At 58.6% G+C, this 19,948-nt stretch carries 17 protein-coding genes and 1 pseudogene; 16 read left to right on the plus strand and 2 right to left on the minus strand.

Annotated features, from left to right (window positions below):
* Positions 1–243 precede the first annotated feature (243 nt).
* Positions 244–501 (minus strand): annotated as a pseudogene (locus tag Bsp3421_RS00925) (integrase); the annotation flags it as partial.
* 566 nt (positions 502–1,067) lie between these two features.
* Between Bsp3421_RS00925 and Bsp3421_RS00930 the strand changes: the two are divergent.
* From Bsp3421_RS00930 to Bsp3421_RS00985, 12 genes are all read left to right on the plus strand, one after another.
* The gene (locus Bsp3421_RS00930; RefSeq protein WP_273994983.1) at positions 1,068–1,421 is read left to right on the plus strand and encodes a hypothetical protein; all 354 of its coding nucleotides are present in this window, start codon (positions 1,068–1,070) and stop codon (positions 1,419–1,421) included.
* Positions 1,422–1,697: 276 nt separating this feature from the next.
* On the plus strand, positions 1,698–2,171 hold the full coding sequence (locus Bsp3421_RS00935; RefSeq protein WP_273994984.1) for an RNA polymerase sigma factor: 474 nt from the start codon (positions 1,698–1,700) through the stop codon (positions 2,169–2,171).
* Positions 2,172–2,210: 39 nt separating this feature from the next.
* The gene (locus Bsp3421_RS00940; RefSeq protein ID WP_273994985.1) at positions 2,211–3,179 is read left to right on the plus strand and encodes a FecR family protein; all 969 of its coding nucleotides are present in this window, start codon (positions 2,211–2,213) and stop codon (positions 3,177–3,179) included.
* Positions 3,180–3,396: 217 nt separating this feature from the next.
* Positions 3,397–5,664, plus strand: coding sequence for a TonB-dependent siderophore receptor (locus Bsp3421_RS00945; protein WP_273994986.1), 2,268 nt, complete (start codon positions 3,397–3,399; stop codon positions 5,662–5,664).
* Positions 5,665–5,673: 9 nt separating this feature from the next.
* Positions 5,674–6,441 (plus strand): energy transducer TonB, encoded by a 768-nt coding sequence (locus Bsp3421_RS00950; RefSeq protein WP_273994989.1) that lies wholly within the window; start codon positions 5,674–5,676, stop codon positions 6,439–6,441.
* Positions 6,442–6,465: 24 nt separating this feature from the next.
* The gene (locus tag Bsp3421_RS00955; protein WP_273994990.1) at positions 6,466–7,137 is read left to right on the plus strand and encodes a MotA/TolQ/ExbB proton channel family protein; all 672 of its coding nucleotides are present in this window, start codon (positions 6,466–6,468) and stop codon (positions 7,135–7,137) included.
* 52 nt (positions 7,138–7,189) lie between these two features.
* On the plus strand, positions 7,190–7,597 hold the full coding sequence (locus tag Bsp3421_RS00960) for an ExbD/TolR family protein (protein ID WP_443111403.1): 408 nt from the start codon (positions 7,190–7,192) through the stop codon (positions 7,595–7,597).
* Positions 7,598–7,609: 12 nt separating this feature from the next.
* Positions 7,610–8,872 (plus strand): thioredoxin family protein, encoded by a 1,263-nt coding sequence (locus Bsp3421_RS00965; protein WP_273994991.1) that lies wholly within the window; start codon positions 7,610–7,612, stop codon positions 8,870–8,872.
* 23 nt (positions 8,873–8,895) lie between these two features.
* Complete coding sequence (tldD, locus tag Bsp3421_RS00970) at positions 8,896–10,365, plus strand: metalloprotease TldD (RefSeq protein ID WP_273994992.1); 1,470 nt, start codon at positions 8,896–8,898, stop codon at positions 10,363–10,365.
* Positions 10,366–10,379: 14 nt separating this feature from the next.
* Positions 10,380–12,146, plus strand: coding sequence for an ABC transporter ATP-binding protein/permease (locus Bsp3421_RS00975; RefSeq protein ID WP_273994993.1), 1,767 nt, complete (start codon positions 10,380–10,382; stop codon positions 12,144–12,146).
* 51 nt (positions 12,147–12,197) lie between these two features.
* A complete protein-coding gene (pmbA, locus tag Bsp3421_RS00980; RefSeq protein ID WP_273994995.1) occupies positions 12,198–13,562 on the plus strand; it encodes a metalloprotease PmbA in 1,365 nt (454 codons plus the stop codon).
* A gap of 532 nt (positions 13,563–14,094) precedes the next feature.
* On the plus strand, positions 14,095–15,681 hold the full coding sequence (locus Bsp3421_RS00985; protein WP_273994996.1) for an AAA family ATPase: 1,587 nt from the start codon (positions 14,095–14,097) through the stop codon (positions 15,679–15,681).
* 610 nt (positions 15,682–16,291) lie between these two features.
* Here Bsp3421_RS00985 and Bsp3421_RS00990 read toward each other — a convergent pair.
* Entirely contained in the window at positions 16,292–16,510 is a 219-nt protein-coding gene (locus Bsp3421_RS00990; RefSeq protein WP_273994997.1) for a glycine zipper 2TM domain-containing protein, read from the minus strand.
* Positions 16,511–16,879: 369 nt separating this feature from the next.
* Between Bsp3421_RS00990 and Bsp3421_RS00995 the strand changes: the two genes are divergently transcribed.
* The 4 genes from Bsp3421_RS00995 (at position 16,880) to Bsp3421_RS01010 (ending at position 19,805) form a co-directional block, all read left to right on the plus strand.
* Entirely contained in the window at positions 16,880–17,752 is an 873-nt protein-coding gene (locus Bsp3421_RS00995; protein ID WP_273994998.1) for a slipin family protein, read from the plus strand.
* A 117-nt stretch (positions 17,753–17,869) separates the two neighbouring features.
* Positions 17,870–18,316, plus strand: coding sequence for a hypothetical protein (locus Bsp3421_RS01000; protein WP_273994999.1), 447 nt, complete (start codon positions 17,870–17,872; stop codon positions 18,314–18,316).
* A 20-nt stretch (positions 18,317–18,336) separates the two neighbouring features.
* Positions 18,337–18,612 carry a hypothetical protein gene (locus Bsp3421_RS01005; protein ID WP_273995000.1) on the plus strand — a complete coding sequence of 92 codons (276 nt, stop codon included), beginning with the start codon at positions 18,337–18,339 and terminating at the stop codon, positions 18,610–18,612.
* Between the two features lie 98 nt (positions 18,613–18,710).
* Entirely contained in the window at positions 18,711–19,805 is a 1,095-nt protein-coding gene (locus Bsp3421_RS01010) for an IS5 family transposase (protein ID WP_273995002.1), read from the plus strand.
* Positions 19,806–19,948 lie beyond the last annotated feature (143 nt).

Genomic DNA, 19,948 nt, shown 5'->3' on the forward strand with positions numbered 1-19,948 from the left:
AAAATTTTAAATCGGACATTAGTATGATTGATGACGTTGGTTTGTTTTAAAGTATAGATTGAAAATGAATAATATTCACAATTTTTCAATGTGAAAATTTTCTTTCTTATTAAATTATTGATTTAAATAACAAAGGTGATGATCAAGCCTTCCGCGGACATGAACAAGGGAAGCATGATTCTCTATCATATTCCTTTGAGTTATGTAAATATCCATGTTTATTCTGGAATTGCGATAAAGCAGTTACTTGCAATCCCTTGCGCCAAACGCCTGATCAAATTGCCGGGCTCGCCGCACCTCGTCGCTGTGCAGGTAGGTCGACGTCGTCGAGATCGGTGAATGCAGCAGGTTGTCGCGCACCATGATCAGCTCGGCGCTGAGCGCGTGCGATGCGTGCGTGTGCCGCATCCAGTCTGGGCTCGCGCGCCGCAGCTTCTCGGCGGCCGCTGGCCGTTCGTCCTGGATTGTGTCGGCTTCCAGTTCGAAGAACCCTCGCAGCACGTGTTGAGGGAAACCGGTAAAAAGCCTGGGATGTTATTTGCCATGGCCACGAAGCGCGCCAGTCGCCAAAGGGCGCGCGCCGGTGTGGATTGCAGCAGTGAAGAACCGGACGCGTTTCTTGCTCCCGGAGTGAGTGCTGCTAGACACCGGAGAAATGAGATGAAGAGCATCACGCAGCGCAACCCGAACGATCAGCGCCTGGTCCTCCACGCCAGCGCGGTGCGGATGGGCGAGAGCTTGCTGCCGCCGCCCGTCAGCTGCGCGTTGAGCCCCCCGCTTGGCCTCGGCGGTCCGACGCGTGTGAGGGCCTACAGCGTTGCGGGCCCCCTCTGGCTCATGCGGCGCGGACACTCCGCAACCGCGACTCTGGATGGCGTAAAGACTCCCCCGATAAAAATCCGAATTCGACTGTAAAGCTATTCTTCGGAAGACACCGGTGTCGGCGACGTCGGTGACGAACACGACCGGTACTGCCTCGGCGAGCGCGTCCAATTCCAGCGCGCCAACGTGCTTCACCTTCAGCAGCGCGCGCAGCGGGACCGAACCCGTTCGCCAGGAGCATGACGATGCACGCGACCACCGAACCGCAGTTCCCCGCCAACCCGTACCTGCTGCCGCCCACGTTCCCGCTCGCTTGGATCGGGGGTGCCGAGGCTGCGCGCGGCGTCGACGTCACGATCATGCCGTGGGTCGACATGGCAGCTGGCAATCTGGTCACCCTGGCGTGGGGCGAGCATGCCCTACAGCAGGTCGTCGCGGCGGACCAGGTCGGTCTGCTCACGATCCACGTAGACGTGTCCATCATCCAGGCTGCCGGAAATGCGGACGCGCTGATGATTCGCTACGAACTGCACGATGGGCCAGGCAACCGATCTGGTTGGTCCCCGGTCGCAGCGGTGACCGTGGCGTTGAGCGCGTGACCGTCGTGTGCGCTCGGGTGCGTTACCGCGTACCGCGGCGCGCCCGCGCCGGCCGGCTGCACGACGGGCGGTCGCCGCGCAGGCGGGGCCGGTGTGCGAAGGTCGGCACGCTGAGCGTCGCGACCGTTGACGCTCGCCGCGCGGCCCTGGAGGCGACCGGCAACGTAAGCAAGATTGGTCTTCTAAATATTAATTCTTCATCGTTGACAAAGATGAATCTAAAAGTAGATCCTATTTCAAAGAGCAATCCAAATTGTTCAGAGGAGAGGGGTAGAGATGATCGATGAGCTTGTGCTTGGCTACCACCGGTTACGCCGGAGGTTGGCGCTTGAACTCGGTCCCGATGACGCGGCGGACATTGCGCAGGAGGCATTCGAACGAACCCTTCGATATATGCGCGAGCATGGCGACAGGGTTCTCTCGCCCGTAGGACTGCTGGTTCGGATCGCGCTCAATCTCCAGATTGATCGCGGGCGTCGGCGCAAGCATTTGCCCGTAGCCTTGGACGAATCATATGAGGACCCTAGCTGGAATGTGACTCCGGAAGACGAGGCGGCGGGGAAGCAAGCGCTCATGCAATTGTTTGCGGATTTGGATCGGTTGCCGCCGCGTTGCCGGGAGGCCTTTATCCTCTGTAGACTGTATGGTCTGACTTATCAAGAAGCAGCCGAACAGATGGGCATTCAGCCTTCGGTGGTCCGCGAGTATCTGGTTGATGCGATGCGCGCATGTCGAGACGGGCAGGATTGAAGCACGCTTGCTGTCGAAATCATAGGAACAATTGCTGTTATGCCGTTAAATCAAGCGGACAAAGACGAGATCGAATCTTTGTTCGTTTCATTGTGGTATGGCGAGAAGCAGGAGCAGTCGGACGCTCGCGGCAAGCTTGATGCGTTGAAGCAGCATAGCCCAACGCATCGTGACTACATCCTGAGCCACGAGCGGCTGAACGACCAAATCAGCCTGAACACAGCTGCGCTGCGCCAACGTTACATTCGCGTGCTCGACCCGGCTCCGGTTGCTGCTCCTGCCCGTCGTGGGGCGCTGCCGGTTCGAGTCCCGATAGCATGGCTGTCGGGAGTGTTTCTGCTGATTGGCGCCATATTCGTCTGGAACACAAACCCGGTCCTGTCCGCGCGCGCCGGTGCCGCATCAATCGGACAGCAAACGACCTTGCAGCTCGACGATGGAAGCGAGGTGCTGCTCAACACCGATACGTCCATCCGTTATCTGAATCGCTTGCGCTCACGTGAGCTCGTGCTGGAGCGCGGCGAGGCGCTATTCTCGGTTTCACACAATGTATGGCGACCGTTTTCCGTGCGCGTCGGGAATATAGAAATCAAGGATATCGGCACGAAGTTCAGCGTTCGTCGTCAGCAGAGCGGCGTCGATGTCGCTGTACTCGAGGGAGAGGTGGCGGTCCATTTGTCCACTACGTCGCAACCTGTCCAACTCACGGCAAATCAAGCCATTCGCACAACCGGAACGAACGTCGCGGCAGTGGATCCCGACATGCTCGTGGCGTGGAAGGACCGACGCGTGGATTTCGACGGCGCGTCGTTGAGGAGTGTCGTGTCCGAGCTCGAACGCTATCGAACTGCCCCGATCATTCTTGCCGATGAGCGAGCCGGACGTACTAGGCTCAGCGGCGGATTTTCGACCGAAGACGTTGACCGGTTGCTACGAACGCTGCCTCAAGTCGCGGCGGTCAGCGTGACCTTTCGGCCAGACGGGACGGCGATCATCGCGTCGCGCTAACAAAGCATCGATATTTCATGTTTCGGGGTGGAGCGGAGGGGAATGTGCGTTCGGCTCCATAGATTTCTAACATGAAGTAACTTCGTCGATAGAAAAATTTCCACTTTGTATACCCACTGTTCGGGTTCGCCGTACGCCTTTAACTCTCAGACATCGAGTGACGCAACCAGGTGTTGCGTACGTGGTCATTCGGGACTGCGGGATAAAGGAACCGGGTATGAAGAAAACGAGAATGGTGCTTGCGACCTGGGCGGCAGTCTGGAGCGTCGCGGTGATGGCACAGACGAAGATCTCGGTCGAATTGCCGTCACAGGCTTTAAGCAAAGCACTCTCGACTTTGGCGAGACAAAGCGGCGTGGACCTCATCGCGCCAGCCGGATTGGTGGCTAATCGAACTGCGCCAACCGTGAAAGGTCGTATGACGGTTCGCGAAGCGTTCGATCGTTTGCTGCAGGGAACAGCGCTTGCGGTTGAGCAGCGAGACGACAAGACATACGTGATCGTTTCGTCGAAGCCATCAGTACCAGAGTCCCGTGCGTTGTCCGATGCCACGGTGGTGTTGCCCATGATGGTTGTAACGAGCCAGAGTGATCCTGATATCCGGGGGTTCGTTGCTGAATCGACATCGTCGGCCACACGGACTAATACGCCTCTGATTGAAATTCCCCAATCGATTCAGGTCGTCACGCAAGAAGTACTCAAGAGTCAGCAAGCCCAGTCTGTCGCCGATGCGCTGCGCAATGTCAGCGGCGTGGAAATTCAAGGTAACTCAGGTAGCGTGGCTTCCAGCGGTTCGCCGGTGATCAACGGGTTTCCTGCGAATGTGACACTCAACGGGATAACGAATAGCGACGCACTGAAGCTCCCGATGGCGGCTATTGCCCGTGTCGAGGTGCTCAAGGGGGCGGATATGATGGTCTCCGGCGAAGGCGCTCCCGGCGGAACCGTCAACGTCGTGACCAAAATTCCCCAATTCGCCCCTTTTAACGAATTTTCCTTTCAGACTGGTTCCTATGGAGATTTGCTCGGTTCTGTGGATCTGACAGGGCCGATCACATCCGATAAGCAGCTTTCATATCGATTCATCGTGTCGGGAGAGCGTGCTGCCGGATCGTATGGCGGGTTTCAGGGGAAGCGCGACTTCTACATCGCCCCATCCCTGCGATGGAAAGATAGTAGTACAGATCTCGTGGTCGGACTTGAACAGCAACATACACAATTTCCATCCAATCTATATGGCATGATTATGCCGGATGGTAGAGTTTCCGCAATATCATTAAATAGACGTGCCTATTCATCGAGCAGCAATACCAGTGTGTATTATAATTTGAGTCGTGAAATTAGGCGAAATTTAACTTTCCGCAGCACGGCCAAATATACCGCATCAACATATCGAGATACTCCAGATGTATATTTGGATCGAAGTGAGAATGAAGAATTTTATCATTCCCAGTATCGTAGCGGTGATCATAGTAATTCATATTATATAGATCTGGATAATAGCATCGACCTCCGGATTATGACCGGGGAGGTCACTCAGGAGATGCTTGCGGGATATGCATACTCTTTGTCTAGATCGCATGCGAGTTCATCATTTGAAGGGAGAATTGTTTCTCCATTTCCATCGGTCGACAATCCTATACTTGCGGATGTGGAGTCGCATAGTAGTGATTTTTACAATTCATGCTATGGTAATTTGTATCTTCAGGATCAAATTTCCTGGAGGCGACTGCATGTTCTGATGAGTTTGACGCGCGGACAGCCAGGAGGGCTCGGATGGAGTCCGAACGTGGGCGTTGCCTATCAAATATCGGATAACTGGGCGATATTTGCCAATGAGCAGCACTCTCTTATGCCAAATGAAGGAAGTTTTCTGGCCAATAGAGTGCCGGCGCCGCCAACGCGAAGCCAGTCGATCGAGGCTGGGGTGAAATTTGAACTGCTTCATGATCGTTTGAGTGGAGCGGTTGCTATTCATCGATCTCGTTATCAGAATATTTTAATTGGCATGCCAGGCCGCGACTATTCGATCCTTGTTCCGAATGGGCAAACCGCAAGAGGGATGACCATGGATGTCTCCGGTGAAGTAATTCGCGGGCTAAAAATAATATCAAGCTACTCATATAACGATTATTCGGTGAGTACGCAGGAGGCCGCGTTGGGTAATTATGTCGGGTCGGCAAAACACTCAGGAAGCTTGTGGGCGACATATGACTTTCAGAGTGCCGACTTACACGGATGGGGCATGGGCGCCGGTATCTACACGCGAGGAAGGTATTCCGCCCAGACGATCGCTGACAACACGGTGTCGATGCCGGGGCAGGCAAGAGTGGATGGGAGTGTTTATTACCATAGAAAGCGTTGGTCGAGTACGCTCGGCGTCAAGAATATATTTGGTCGACGTCTTTACGACGACGGTGCCGGCACGTTTGTCGGTATTCAGCCGGGCAGGACGTTCTATCTGACAAGCTCCGTCAATTTTTAGGCAAACGCGATGGACGTATCATTTTTCGCAGCGTGGCCTGGCAATGCGAACGGTGCGCAGCGGCAGCGGCGCGACGGGTTCGTGGCATTGATGGCGGCCATTGCGATGCACGTACTAGCGCTGATTTTCGCGCTGTTCCTGCATGCAAAACCGAACATTCTTCAACCCGCATGGGCCAATCGTGGCTTACCCGTGATGCTCACGACGGCGATGCACCCGGCGTCTGTGATGCCCGCGCGAGCGACGCCGCTGCCCCGGCCGCCGAAGCACGCGCCCCAAACCGCCGCTGTTCTGGCAAGCCACCATTCCAGCACACGCACCGTTTCTATTGCGCCAACACGTCCGGCCGATACGGCAGGTGCCGAATCGGCGGAAAATCCGCCCTCCGATTCGGTGACGTCGTCGCCGGCCCCTGTTGACGCCACGGAGAAATCGTCCGGTCGACTTGCCGAATCCACTTCGATTGTTCCGGCGCTGAATTTGCCAGGTTCGCAGACGGTAATGGATGTTGCGCACATCGAGTGCGATATTCCGCAACCGGTTTATCCGCCGCGCGCGACAAGATTACAGCATGCAGGCAGCGTGACGATCGACGTCACGATCGGGACGACGGGACAGATAACGCGGGCGGCGATCGCTCGTACCAGTGGCTTCGACGAGCTTGATGCGGCAGGGAAGGACGCCATTCTCGCCGCTCGTTGCAAGCCGTACATCGATCACGGGTCGGCGGTCACGGTCCATGCGTTGCAGTCAATCGATTTCACCTTGAGAAACTGAATCAGTTTTTTACTAGAGCTCGTCATGAACCTCGATATTTATCAGATGTGGGCGCGTATGGATGTGGTGACTCATACAATCGCGGCATTGCTGATTGTTATGTCTACTACGTCCTGGGCGGTGATTCTTTATAAAGGCATGCAACTGGTGAAAATCAAGCATTACGGTGGCGTTGCGGAGCAGCATTTCTGGAGTAAAGAGTCGCTCCAGAAAGAGACGGAATTGTTTGGTCCTTTGGTAGCGAACAATCCCTATGCGGGACTTGCCAATGCTGCTCGGGAAGCGCAGGACCGCCACAACGATGTGCGTCTGCGAGCAGCTCTGTCTTCGGACGAGTGGTTGTATCGCTGTCTGTCGGTTGCGTTCGACGAACAAGTAGGTCGGATGACGAGAGGCCTGGGCGTACTTGCGTCGGTGGGGAGCACCGCGCCATTTGTCGGCCTGTTCGGAACCGTCTGGGGAATTTTTCATGCGCTGGTCAGTATCAGCGTGGCCGGACAATCCAGCCTGGCTCAGGTGGCGGGGCCGGTCGGCGAATCGCTCGTCATGACTGCATTGGGGTTGTTTGTGGCGATCCCGGCGGTACTCGGCTACAACGCGTTATCGCGTATCAATCGCGGCACGGTGTCCCGGCTGCATCGCTTCCGGCACGAATTGCATGCGTACCTGATGAGCGGTGAGAGCCGCCCAGCTTGACCGTTGCTTGCAAATACAGTCTCTTATCCAGGTAAAAGTAAGGAGTGCAAAATTGGAATTTTCAGATCATCTGAATGACGATGTGATGAGTGAAATAAACATGACTCCGTTGATCGACGTGATGCTGGTGTTACTGATCGTGTTCATGATAACGCTGCCGGCGATCACCAATGCCGTCAAGATTGATCTTCCCAAGGAAATCAGCACACCGAATGAAACAAAATCCGCACATGTGGAGGTGTCAATCGATGCAGGGGGGGCGATTCATTGGGATGCGGCGATCGTGGATCAGGCGACATTGCAAACAAGACTCAAGGAAGCCGCGGAACGACAAACGCAACCCGAAATTCAGCTTTATGCCGATCGGATGGCCCGGTATGAGCGAGTGGCCGATTTGTTGTCAGCCATACAGCGTGCCGGCCTGAGCAAGATTGATTTTGTAACGCAACCACAACCATAACGGGAAAATGAAATGAGCGTATCTGAGACGACAATAGCCGGCCTCGACGAACATCTGCAGGGTTCTGTTCCGGTCCTGCTGGATCTGTGGGCGCCCTGGTGCGGCCCATGCCAGAGGCTGGCTCCACATCTGGACATCCTGGCCGACCAGTTCGCCGGGAAGATCAAAGTGCTGAAGTTGAACGTGGATGAATGCGAGGACGCCTTTGATCACTTTGCGGTGCGCAGCATCCCGTCGCTGATTTTCTATGTGAATGGCAAGGAGCATGACAGATTGACCGGAACTTCATCTTTGAGGTTGAAGGAAACGGTCAAGAAATGGCTTCGGGAATTGGGAGCATCGTTGCCCGAAGAAGTGGCGGTTCAGCCTGATACAGATGACAACGTTTCCGAACCGAGGAAGTGGTGCGCCTTTGGCGGCGACGCGGCACTCAAGACGGCGGCAGTGGCAAGGCTACTGAACGGGCTGGAACCGAATAGATGGAGGAGGCCGGCAGCCCTTCTTGCTGGCGATCAGACATTTGAGGCAGCCATGGGGATGCCCCAAGCATTGAGCGATCTTCTCGATTTCGCTGTCGTTTTTCGTGAACCAATTGGACTGGACAAACAGTCGGCAAGAAAAGTCGACGTGGCACGGGTATTGAGTATCGTCGGGGACCTTCCGGTCGGTGGCGATCTCGGTCCAGCCGTGATCGGCGCGGTGCATGACCTGATGTACGTTTCACCTTGGGCCGTCCCGCAGTATTTCGATCAAGGAGGGATTGCCGACTTGATGGCAAAGCTTGCGTGTCTTCATGATCGCGAATGTGCCGGGGAATACGTGTCGAGAAAGGAGCGGGCCGATCTGGTGCGTCAGTCGATCGAACGCATAGGCGTGGATACCAACGTAGACGACAGCAAGCGGCTTGAAATGCTTGCCGTGCCTTTGACCAACCAGGACCTTTTCCTGCTTACGTCCATGATGGTGAATGAGACGATGCACCGGCAGTTCGGGGGCTTGAGCGAAGCGGATAAGGCGCGGATGCATGAAATCGACACTGAAGACGACGAGCGTGTCATGGCACTGCTCGGCGAGCCGCCTAACGAGGCGGTCGAGCTTTGGCAAGAATGCTACGTCGAACACAGAGAGCGTCTCAATCAAGAGCGCCGCGAGGAAGAACCGGAGATGTGGGCGCGTCACGACGCATACGAGCGGAGGCTGTTGAAGATTCGGAGCGATATTGCGACCTACGTGCTGGACGGTCTGCGGTCGCGCTTGTGTTTTGTTACCCACTGACCATCCTATTGACACGCGCCCAAATGAACATCATCGAATCCGGCATCCGCAACCTCGCGCTCGCGAAAGACATCCTGCTCACGCCGTACGGCCTGGACGAAACCCTGCTGACGCGCACGCTCGCCGATATCTTCACGCACCGGGTCGACTACGCCGACCTGTACTTCCAGGCCACCCGCAGCGAAGCCTGGAGCCTCGAGGAAGGCATCGTCAAGTCGGGCAGCTTCAGCATCGACCAGGGCGTCGGCGTGCGCGCCGTGGCCGGCGAACGCACCGCGTTCGCGTACTCCGATGACCTGTCGCCGGAAGCGATCGCGCAGGCCGCGGCCGCGACCAAGGCGATCGCCCGCGCGGGCGGCGGCAAGCACAAGGTGCAGGTCGCCTCGACGCTGAAGGGCATCTCGGGCCGCGACCTGTACCTGCCCGCCGATCCGCTCGCGTCGCTCGACGCGACCGCCAAGGTCAAGCTGCTCGAACGCGTCGAGCAGATGGCGCGCGGCCGCGATCCGCGCATCACGCAGGTGATGGCGGGCCTCGCGGGCGAATACGACGTCGTGCTGGTCGCGCGCAGCGACGGCGCGCTCGCGGCCGACATCCGCCCGCTCGTGCGCGTGTCCGTCACGGTGATCGCCGAGCAGAACGGCCGCCGCGAGATCGGCTCGGGCGGCGGCGGCGGCCGCTTCGACTACGGCTACTTCACCGACGAGGTGCTCGCGCGCTATGTCGACGACGCGGTGCACGCGGCGCTCGTCAACCTCGACGCGCGCCCCGCGCCGGCGGGCGCGATGACCGTCGTGCTCGGCTCGGGCCTGCCGGGCATGCTGCTGCACGAGGCGATCGGCCACGGGCTCGAGGGCGACTCCAACCGCAAGGGTTCGTCGGCGTTCGCCGGCCGGATCGGCGAGCGGGTCGCGGCGAAGGGCGTCACGGTGGTCGACGACGGCACGCTGCCGAACCGCCGCGGCTCGCTCAACATCGACGACGAAGGCAACCCGACCCAGTGCACGACGCTGATCGAGGACGGCGTGCTCAAGGGCTACATCCAGGACACGCTGAACGCGCGCCTGATGAAGATGCCCGTGACCGGCAACGCGCGCCGCGAATCGTACGCGGCGCTGCCGATACCGCGCATGACCAATACCTACATGCTGAACGGCGACAAGGATCCGCGCGAGATCATCGAATCGGTCAAGCACGGGCTGTACGCGGTGAACTTCGGCGGCGGCCAGGTCGACATCACCAGCGGCAAGTTCGTGTTCTCGGCGTCCGAGGCCTACATGATCGAGGGCGGCAAGATCACCTACCCGGTCAAGGGCGCGACGCTGATCGGCAGCGGCCCGGAATCGCTCAAGTACGTGAGCATGATCGGCAACGACATGCGGCTAGACAGCGGCGTCGGGGTGTGCGGCAAGGAAGGCCAGAGCGTGCCGGTGGGCGTCGGCCAGCCCACCCTGCGGCTCGATAAGATGACCGTCGGCGGCATTGCAGTGTGACGAGGGTTATTCCCATGCTGCCTGCCGCAACGATTCAGGATCCGAAGGACTACAGCATCAACAGTCGGTTTTTCCGGCGTTTTTGGGGACTGGCAAGTCCATATTGGACGCGACCGCACGCGTGGCCTTCGTGGCTTGTACTGGGGGCGTGCATCGCGTTCTCCCTTGTCGAGACCGCTCTCAATGTCAAGCTGTCGTTTCTCACCGGACAGATGGCCGATGCGCTGGTGTCCCGCCATGAGCTGTCCTACTGGAACCTGTTCACGCTGATTACGTTGATTGGTCTTGTCGCCAATGGAGGCGTGGTCAGTTTATTTTTCGGATTCTTAAACAGCTGGTTGACGTTGCACTGGCGTACTTGGCTGACGCATGATCTGATGCGATGCTATCTGACCGGCCGCGCGTATTTCCAGATTGATCAGGATGGCGATGTCGACAATGTCGATCAGCGAATCCAACAGGAATCGCAGCCATTCTGCGAGATGGCCGCGACGCTACCGAGGACCTTGCTGCACGTGGCGACGGGTCTGAGCGTGCAGGGCTGGATTCTGAAATCGATTACGCCCGCATTGTTCTATGGCGTCCTGGTATACGGCATCGCGACTGCAGTGATTACATGGTGGATGTACCGACCGTTTATCCGCTTGAATTTTGACTCGACCGTGGCGGAAGCCGATCTGCGCTTCGGCATCCTGCATGTGCGGAATTACGCAGAAACAATCGCACTGTATCGAGGGGAGCAAGCGGAAAGCGTGAGCGTGGACAATCGTCTGAAACGCGTCGTCGGCATCGTGCTGGCGACTTTACGATACCAGCTTGCTATGGATGTTGCACAAACCGGTCTGGGTTTGGTCTGGACTCTACTACCGGTGCTGGTGCTGGTGCCGTTGTATTTCACCGGGAAGATTACGTTCGGGACGATTGCCCAAGGAACAGCATCGGCAGGTTTGCTGCTAGAAGCGATCCAGCAGCTGACAGAATTCGTACCGACATTTGCGACGGCGGCACCTCATGTGGTGCGACTGGCGCAGATCGTCGAGAAGGCGGAGGCAGTCAAGAAAGAGTGCGGCAGCCAGGGAGATACGATCACGTTCCGTCATGGCCCGACAATCCGGATTGAACATCTCATGCTCCAGACACCGGGACGGGAGCGTGTGTTGCTGCGGGACGTGAACCTGACGCTTTCTCCCGGCGAACACCTCCTGATCATGGGGCAAACAGGTGTCGGCAAGAGTTCGCTGCTGCGCGCGATGGCGGGACTGTGGCGAGTCGGTAGCGGCACGATCACGATGCCGGACGCCGACGAAGTCCTATTTCTGCCTCAGCGGCCGTACATGCTGCTCGGCAGTTTGCGCGAGCAGATTCTGTATCCGGCAACGGAGCGTGCGTTCACCGACAGTGAACTCCAGGCGTTCCTCGTGCAGGCATCGCTGCCTGACCTTGCTTCCCGGCATGGCGGTTTCGACAGCGTGATTGACTGGTCCCGCGTGCTGTCACTGGGCGAGCAGCAACGGATCGGCTTTGCGCGCGCACTGGCTGCCCGTGCGCGTTACGTTTGCCTGGATGAGGCGACGAGTGCGATGGACGTGGCGACCGAGGCGCGACTCTATCGGGCACTGGCGGCGAGTGGCTCGACCTGCGTGAGTGTTGGTCACCGCCCGTCGCTGTTCGCCTATCACACCCATGTTTTGGAACTACTAACGGATGGCATGGTGCGTCTGCTTGATGTCGAGCAGGTGCGCGAAGAGACCGGTCGCCTGAGCGGCGAGGATGTGCGTTGAGCGTTGTTATTGGCCGAAGCTTACTCTCCTGATCCAATCATCGATATGAAAATGACGAAATCCAAACAAACCGAACGACTTCTGAATACGCAAGCACAACTGCGAGCGATGGCAACCGATGCACTTCAGCATGCGAAGACATTAGGCGCGACCGACGCTATCGTCAGTGTAAGCGAGAACGACGGACTGTCGGTGTCGGTCCGTCGCGGCGAGATCGAGACGATCGAGAAGCATCGGAATAGAGGCGTCAGTGTCACCGTATTCATTGGTCATTGCAGCGGTGCGGCGAGCACATCGGATTTTTCGCGCGAAGCGGTGCAGGACGCGATTGCCGCGGCTTATCATATTGCGCGTTCTACGTTTCCCGACGATGCCGCGGGTCCCGCCGAAGCGGAGCTGCTCGAAACGGCACCGCCCGAACTGGATCTTTATCATCCGTGGGGTGTGTCGGTGGACGACGCAGTCGAGATCGCCCGCCGTGCGGAAGATGCTGCATTTGCCGTTAGCCCGAAAATCGGCAACTCGGGCGGTGCGAGCGTATCGGCCATGCATGCGCAGTTCGTGCTCGCGACGTCACGCGGCTTCCTTGCGGGCTACCCATCTTCGAGCCATGGCATCGCGTGCATGTCGATCGTGGGCGGTGGCGGCGACATGCAGAGCGGTCACTGGCATTCGGCGAAACGCAACGCAGCCGATCTCACTGCACCCGAGTCGATCGGACGTTATGCAGCAGAACGGGCGCTTGCGCGGATGGGCGCCCGTCGCCTCGACACCCGCAAGGTACCGGTACTGTTCGAGGCACCGCTCGCGACGGGGCTGCTCGGTGTGTTCGCACGGGCGGTAAGCGGTGGCGCGCTATATCACAAGACGTCGTTCCTAGTTGACAGCCTTGGCAAGCCGGTATTCGCATCAGACATCCAGATCGCCGATAGACCGCACGTGCCGCGTGCGATGGGCAGCGCGCCGTTCGACATGGAAGGCGTGCGCACGCGTGCGCGCAGCGTCGTCGCGGACGGCGTCATCGAAGGCTATTTCCTGTCGACCTATTCGGCGCGCAAGCTAGGCATGCAGACGACCGGCAATGCCGGCGGCTGGCACAACCTCGTGCTGAGCAGCACGAACACGCGGCCGCACGACCATTTCGATGCAATGCTAAAGAAGCTCGGCACGGGCTTGCTGTTGACCGACTTGATGGGGGATGGGGTGAACTACGTGACAGGCGACTACTCGCTCGGCGCGGCCGGCTTCTGGGTTGAGAACGGCGTGATCCAGTATCCGGTCGAGGAGATTACGGTGGCGAGCACGTTGCCGGAGATGTTCCGGCGTATCGCGGCAATCGGGGCGGATGTCAGCGTGCGCGGATCCACGGAATGCGGCTCCGTACTGATCGAGGAAATGACCGTAGCTGGCCGATAGTACTCTCCCTTCGTGGAAGGTTGTGTAAAGGCTGACATGATGACATCCGAAGGTGCTGATTCGGCGGTCGGAGAGATTCGCACCTTACCAATTCGGATCATGTGTGACTGGGGCGGGAATCACACCGGGCGTGATTAGCCAAAAATCCGATTGTCGAGGCGTGAAGATAGTAACGAGAGTGCCCGTCTTCCCACATGTCGGAGCCGGAAAGGGCTTCACGCACGGCCGATAGATTTTGAAGATTGAATATAAAAATCAATAGATAAATAGTTTTACTCATGTACCCACTGTTCGGGCTCGTTATACGCCTTTAACTATCAGACCGAGAACGACGCGCGATAACGCGGCAGAACGACGTGCCGTTCGCCCGGGTTTGCTACACCTCGCGCCGGCTCGATCGCTGGATATCGCCCCATCCAGAAGTCGTGTCACACATATAGAAACGAAGTGAAAATCGGAAAAGCGAAACGGTTTTTCCGTCGTGCGGACACGGTCAATAGATTTCTTATCCAAAACAATTGCGGAGAATCGCATGAATACTGTTCTATCTACACAAAAAGAGCGTGCGGCACTGACGCCGAGCCAGGAAAAGACGCTCAACACGCTGCTGCGCATCACTCCGTTGTTGCCGGCGATCGTGCTCCAGGGTGCAGCCGGCAGCGGTAAGACACGGGTGCTCAAACAGCTTGCAGCCGATCTCGACGCTCGTTTCCTGCCCCTCGGCGAAGTACTGAACCGGTTCAATCGCCAGGATCATCCTTTGCGCGGGGAGGAAACGCTGCGTGAAGTCTTGGGCGTGGCTTTGCTTGACGCTGATGTCCTAGTGGTGGACGATATCGAAGTCATGACGGCTTTTTCCCGTAACGCTTACGCGTCTCCTCGCGTTGGCTATATCGCGGCCATGCTTACGGAGCTTGTCGACGAAGCGGTCGCACGCGGCAAGCACGTCATACTGAGCCTGACCAGCGAAATGGGCGAAAGCACCTGGTTCGACGAGGTCGGCCTGCTCGGTCAGCTTAAGCTGGGCAACGGGCGTGCCGTTCTCGTATCGCTTCCGAACCATACCGATGACGATTACGGTGCGATACTCGCCAACACGTTAGGGCACGCGCTCGCATCGCGTATCGACGTGGTCGCCTTGCATGCGTTTGCCTCGAGGCTCTCGGGCAACCAGTTGGTCGCCGCGGCACGGTTAGCCTTGGCGGCCCATCCGGAAAGTCTTACGACAGATGATGTCGTCGCGCAACTGCAGGAATATCTGGAAAGCAATCTGGACGACGGCCAGGTGGAAGCCGTCATGCCGGCTGACCTGAGTGGAACCGAAGCGCTGTGGCAGGTACTGGATACGCATGTCCTGCTGCCGATGCGCGGCGGGGAACTGGTCCAGTCCTTGGGACTTAAGCCTACACGGGGTGTACTCCTTTACGGGAAACCGGGTACCGGCAAGACATCGATCGGCCGCGCACTGGCGCACCGAATGAAGGGCAAGTTCTTCATGATCGATGGCTCGATCATCACCGAGCCGCCGAACGCGTTCTTCTCGAAGGTCACCAGAATCTTCGAGGCGGCGGAAATCAGCAATCCGTCGATCATCTTCATCGACGATGCCGATGTGCTCTTCGGCACGTCACACGTCTACGGGCTGAACCGCTATCTGCTGAGCAAGCTCGATGGACTGGTGAGCGGTGCGGTCGGTAACGTCTGCCTCATGATGACGGCGATGAACGTAAACGATCTCCCTCCCGCGCTGGTGCGCTCCGGGCGCATCGAGCTGTGGCTCGAAACGAAGCTGCCGGACCGCGAGGTTCGGGCCGAAATTCTCGCGCGCTATTCCGCCGTATTTCCGGAGCCGCCCACAGAGGCCGAATTGGTCGGTCTGGCCGGCCAGAGTAAAGGTTTCACGCCTGCTGATTTGCGACGGATCGTGGGCGATGCGAAGGCGCTGCTGGTGCAAGATGCTCATGTCGGCAACGCGCGACTGCCCTCCATTGCGTATCTGTCGCGCGCACTCGACCTGTTTCGGACAATGCGAGGAAAAGCGAACGCGGCGCTTGGCTCGCCCGCCGATACGGTCGACGAGGAGGAAGACGACTCGGCCGTGAACAGCTGCTGCGGTTGATACAGTAGGGCGGATGCATCACTGAGTGATGCATCCGCGCCTTCTCACGTTTCGTCTACTCCGGGGTTGCAGGGGCGTTCCGTAGTGTCGAAGAACGAAATAACTGCGAATATGAACGAATAAGTTGCGAGCCCGATACCGTCCGGCGCAGGGGAGCTTGTTCGGGATGAGCTTGGAAGCCACTGAAGCGCTTCTCGGGCAGGGTGAGACATTCGCAGTTTATGCAATCACTCTGCAACATATTCGCGGAATTTGCGTTCAAACTTGAGAGCTTGTTGTCGCGACGCAACGCGTGGTCGAGCTGAATGAAAGTGCAGCAAAGCCGCGCCATATCTGCATGTGGGCACAAATTGGCCGTTCGCAGATTATTCGTTCATATTCGCAGTTATTTCGTTCTTCGACAACAACCGACAATAATTACTGTCGGGATCGTCAGTGCGATGAGCGTGCCACGGTCGTCCAATTTGCCCAGTCGACGCCGCCGATCGAGATAGCTTTGATAGCGGCGTCATGTCATGCAAATCTCCGACAGGACCTCCCCCGGAGCGCCACGCTCGCTGAGTCAGAGCGCGACCGCGCGCTCCGGCTTCAGTTCTCTCGACTGGCCGGGCTACTTCCCGACCTGGTTGCCGATCACGCCACCGACTGCCGCTCCGCCCACCGTGCCCAAGGCACTCCCGCCAGTCAGAACCGCACCGGCAACACCACCGACGCCCGCCCCGATCACGGTATCCGATCCGCGGCGAGACATGTCGCCACATCCCGCCAACACGACAATCGCCACGGCCGCTAATGTCATTTCAACTGCAACCGACGGTAGCTTTCTCATAGTAATCTCCTCGACCCGCCGCTGCGCCGCCCGATCTGGTACAACGCACGCTAGGCCACACCCTCGCATCTCGATGGAATTCGAAATGTTGTCTCATCCTGAGCGGCTAATCGCGCGCTGTCCGTCCGCTAACGTACCGGCGTACGCCTACGTACCGACTTCGATGCTTCACCTGCGCCGCACGCTGTCCACAGCAATGCGCTCGCCGACCGAAAACGTGCAATGCAGTCGTGGCGTGTACGACACCGTACCGATTTGCACGGTGATTGGGCGCACGTTCGCATCAAGCGCCGGGACGTCCAGGACGATCCGGGACGCAGCGCATTGCATCGCACGTCAGGACCGTCATCACCGGAACGGAGTGTCACCATGAATCCCATCACACTGGTTCTATCCGCCGCGTTCGTACTCGCGGCTCTCTCTGTCGGTGCATGGGGCAACCTGTACCTCGCAGCCCCGCTTTTCATCGTCGCCATCCTCATCGCGCTGTCCGTGCGGGTTGCCAATGTCTGGGAAAAATTCGTGATCTTGCGGGTCGGAAAACTGCAGAGCGTCAAGGGCGCCGGCTTTTTCATGATTATCCCGATCATCGACAACATCGTCGCGGTCATCGACGAGCGCATTCAAACCACCGCATTCAACGCGGAGGAAGCGCTGACCAAAGACACCGTGCCCGTCAATGTCGACGCCGTGATCTTCTGGCACGTCCATGACGCGCAGAAAGCCGCTCTGACGATTACCGACTATCGGCAGGCCATCGACCGGGTCGCGCAAACGTCGCTGCGCGAGATGATCGGATCATCGATGCTGGCTGCGCTGTTGTCGGACCGCAAAGCGGCCGACATGCACCTGCGCGACGAGATCGGTCGGAAAACCATTGACTGGGGTGTGACGGTCCGCTCGGTCGAAACCCGCGACGTCGCGATCCCGGTCGCGCTGCAGGATTCGATGTCGCGCCAGGCGCAGGCGGAGCGCGAAAAGCAGGCGCGGGTGATCCTCGGTTCTGCCGAGGCGGAAATCGCGTCCAAGTTCGTCGAAGCGGCGCAGGTATATGAAAATCATCCGGGCGCGCTGCAGTTGCGCGCGATGAACATCATCTACGAGACGACGAAGGAGCGCGGTGCGACGATCCTGATTCCCAGCTCGATGGTGGACAGCCTGAACCCGGCGCTTGCGCTTGCCGTGGCCGGATATGACGTGACGCGCGCCGCGCCGGCGACCTCGTTCAAGAACGCAGCCTGATCGCGAGACGCACTGCGCCGATCGCGATGTTTGGTGCGAATCGGCCGAGAGTCGATGCTGTGTTCGGGCAGTGCACGTCACCCGCAGGGCGGACCCGACCGGTCCGCGTAGATTGTCATGAGCAAGGTTATCCGCAATGCACTCACCGCCTGGCTAGCTGGCGTAGCGTGGCTGGCTCCCGCGCCATGCCGTGCCTATGCATTGGATACGCAACTCGTCTGCTCGACCAATGCACACGCGTTCATCTCGCTCCTACTGGCGCGCGGCTATATCGACCCCGCTCCGATGCGGGTCGAACAGAATTCGGTCAACGCGTTTCGACTGACGTACGGCACCGTGCTGACTGTGTTCGGCTTCGAGGTCTATGCGGTGTTCGCCTACGAACGAGGAGACGCACTGTTCAAGTCGGGCAGCGGGCAGCCTCTGCCCGGTTCGATCTATGGCGCCGTCGTCAAGGCCCCGATCGAATCCGTGGAAGCGCATTTTCATCTTGCCGGCAGCCAGGCTGTTGCGCGTCAGGTCATTCCATTCGTCCTGACGGCCGTCACTTGCGCAAGCCCCTGATCTGCCTTTTGGAGCCTTTCATGATGAACACGAACACCGAGGAAACCTGCCGGTGCGTCGGCGGTCCGCTGCATCGCCATCCGTTCCCGGTCATCGGCGTGGCGGTCGGCCTGACCTACCGCCTCAGCGGTGACTTCTTGAACGATCCGGCGCGCACCGCCGACTATGAGCGCAAGCCACTTACGCGGCCGACGGCCGAGGGCCTGCAAATGCGCGAATTCTTCGTGCTCGACACGCTGACCGACACGGACGCCCTGATGGAGACGTTGGCGGACCCCGATACATTTTGGACCTAGCAGGCTGTTGAATTTGGATACGGTGTAAACGGGCCCTGAGGGCGGTGCGTTAGAGATATCGTGTTCATGATCTTGAGCAGGCGAGAGCGATGCGCGGAATGGACGAGATGCAAGAACCGCTGTTCACGACGGTGAAGCTGGAAGACTTCGTGCCGGCCGATCATCCGTTGCGACCGCTTCGGTTGCTGGTCAATCAAGCGCTGAAGCGACTTAACGGATTGTTCGGCACGATTTATGCGGACAGCGGCCGTGCGTCGATTCCCCCCGAGAAGCTGCTGCGTGCGTTGCTGCTGCAGGTGCTGTACTCGGTGCGCAGCGAGCGCATGCTGATGGAGCAGATGCGCTACAACCTGCTGTTCCGCTGGTTCGTCGGACTGGCGATCGAAGACGCCGTCTGGGACCACTCGGTGTTCTCCAAGAACCGGGATCGTCTGCTCGAGCACGAAGTGGTCGAAGCGTTCTTTACCGAAGTCATGAGCTTGGCCGACAAGCAAGGGCTGCTCTCCAGAGAACACTTCTCGGTTGATGGCACGCTGATCCAGGCGTGGGCCAGCCACAAGAGCTTCCGGCCCAAGGACGGTTCGGACGATCCACCGGCCGGCGGTGGCCGCAATGTCGACACCGACTGGAAGAGCAAGCGGCGCAGCAACGACACGCATGAATCGAGCACTGATCCGGATGCGCGCCTGTTCCGAAAGGGGCGGCAAAGCGGAGCCATCCTTTGTTATCAGGGGCACATCCTGATGGAGAACCGCTCGGGCTTGGTGGTGGGCGCAATGGTCAGTCACGCGGACGGTTTCGGCGAACGCGCGAGTGCATTGCGCCTGCTCGATTGCGTACCGGGTCGTCACGCCAAGACGCTCGGTGCCGACAAGGGTTACGACATGCGCGACTTTGTGCGGGATTGCCGAACGCGCAAAGTGACGCCGCACGTCGCGCGCAACGACACGCATCAAGGCGGCAGCGCGATCGACGGACGGACGTCGCAGCACGCTGGTTATGGCATCAGCCAAGTGATTCGCAAGCGCATCGAAGAGCACTTCGGCTGGGGCAAGACCGTCGGCAGGATTCGGCAGACCGCGTATCGCGGCATCAAGCGGGTCGACCAGCACTTCAAGCTGACGATGCTGGCGAGCAACCTGACTCGAATGGCCCGAATACTGGCAGCGGTGCCGCAAGGAGCCACGCGATGAGCCGCCCGAGCGCAGCAGTTGCGTGGCAACGCGCCGGCCGGTCCGCTCTCCAGCGGCGCATCCGGCACGATCCGTCTGCAACTCAGCGGCCAATCGCATACGAAACCCTTTTACCGACTTACGAAAATCATCCTGGGCGTCGC

Origin of the sequence: Burkholderia sp. FERM BP-3421, assembly GCF_028657905.1 — a bacterium.
GTDB lineage: Bacteria > Pseudomonadota > Gammaproteobacteria > Burkholderiales > Burkholderiaceae > Burkholderia.

What these genes read in the sequence shown, in the direction of transcription:
- Bsp3421_RS00930 (WP_273994983.1), top strand. Translation starts at nt 1,068, where the DNA reads ATGCACGCGACCACCGAACCGCAGTTCCCCGCCAACCCGTACCTGCTG.
- Bsp3421_RS00935 (WP_273994984.1), top strand. Translation starts at nt 1,698, where the DNA reads ATGATCGATGAGCTTGTGCTTGGCTACCACCGGTTACGCCGGAGGTTG.
- Bsp3421_RS00940 (WP_273994985.1), top strand. Translation starts at nt 2,211, where the DNA reads ATGCCGTTAAATCAAGCGGACAAAGACGAGATCGAATCTTTGTTCGTT.
- Bsp3421_RS00945 (WP_273994986.1), top strand. Translation starts at nt 3,397, where the DNA reads ATGAAGAAAACGAGAATGGTGCTTGCGACCTGGGCGGCAGTCTGGAGC.
- Bsp3421_RS00950 (WP_273994989.1), top strand. Translation starts at nt 5,674, where the DNA reads ATGGACGTATCATTTTTCGCAGCGTGGCCTGGCAATGCGAACGGTGCG.
- Bsp3421_RS00955 (WP_273994990.1), top strand. Translation starts at nt 6,466, where the DNA reads ATGAACCTCGATATTTATCAGATGTGGGCGCGTATGGATGTGGTGACT.
- Bsp3421_RS00965 (WP_273994991.1), top strand. Translation starts at nt 7,610, where the DNA reads ATGAGCGTATCTGAGACGACAATAGCCGGCCTCGACGAACATCTGCAG.
- tldD (WP_273994992.1), top strand. Translation starts at nt 8,896, where the DNA reads ATGAACATCATCGAATCCGGCATCCGCAACCTCGCGCTCGCGAAAGAC.
- Bsp3421_RS00975 (WP_273994993.1), top strand. Translation starts at nt 10,380, where the DNA reads ATGCTGCCTGCCGCAACGATTCAGGATCCGAAGGACTACAGCATCAAC.
- pmbA (WP_273994995.1), top strand. Translation starts at nt 12,198, where the DNA reads ATGACGAAATCCAAACAAACCGAACGACTTCTGAATACGCAAGCACAA.
- Bsp3421_RS00985 (WP_273994996.1), top strand. Translation starts at nt 14,095, where the DNA reads ATGAATACTGTTCTATCTACACAAAAAGAGCGTGCGGCACTGACGCCG.
- Bsp3421_RS00990 (WP_273994997.1), bottom strand. Translation starts at nt 16,510, where the DNA reads ATGAGAAAGCTACCGTCGGTTGCAGTTGAAATGACATTAGCGGCCGTG.
- Bsp3421_RS00995 (WP_273994998.1), top strand. Translation starts at nt 16,880, where the DNA reads ATGAATCCCATCACACTGGTTCTATCCGCCGCGTTCGTACTCGCGGCT.
- Bsp3421_RS01000 (WP_273994999.1), top strand. Translation starts at nt 17,870, where the DNA reads ATGAGCAAGGTTATCCGCAATGCACTCACCGCCTGGCTAGCTGGCGTA.
- Bsp3421_RS01005 (WP_273995000.1), top strand. Translation starts at nt 18,337, where the DNA reads ATGATGAACACGAACACCGAGGAAACCTGCCGGTGCGTCGGCGGTCCG.
- Bsp3421_RS01010 (WP_273995002.1), top strand. Translation starts at nt 18,711, where the DNA reads ATGGACGAGATGCAAGAACCGCTGTTCACGACGGTGAAGCTGGAAGAC.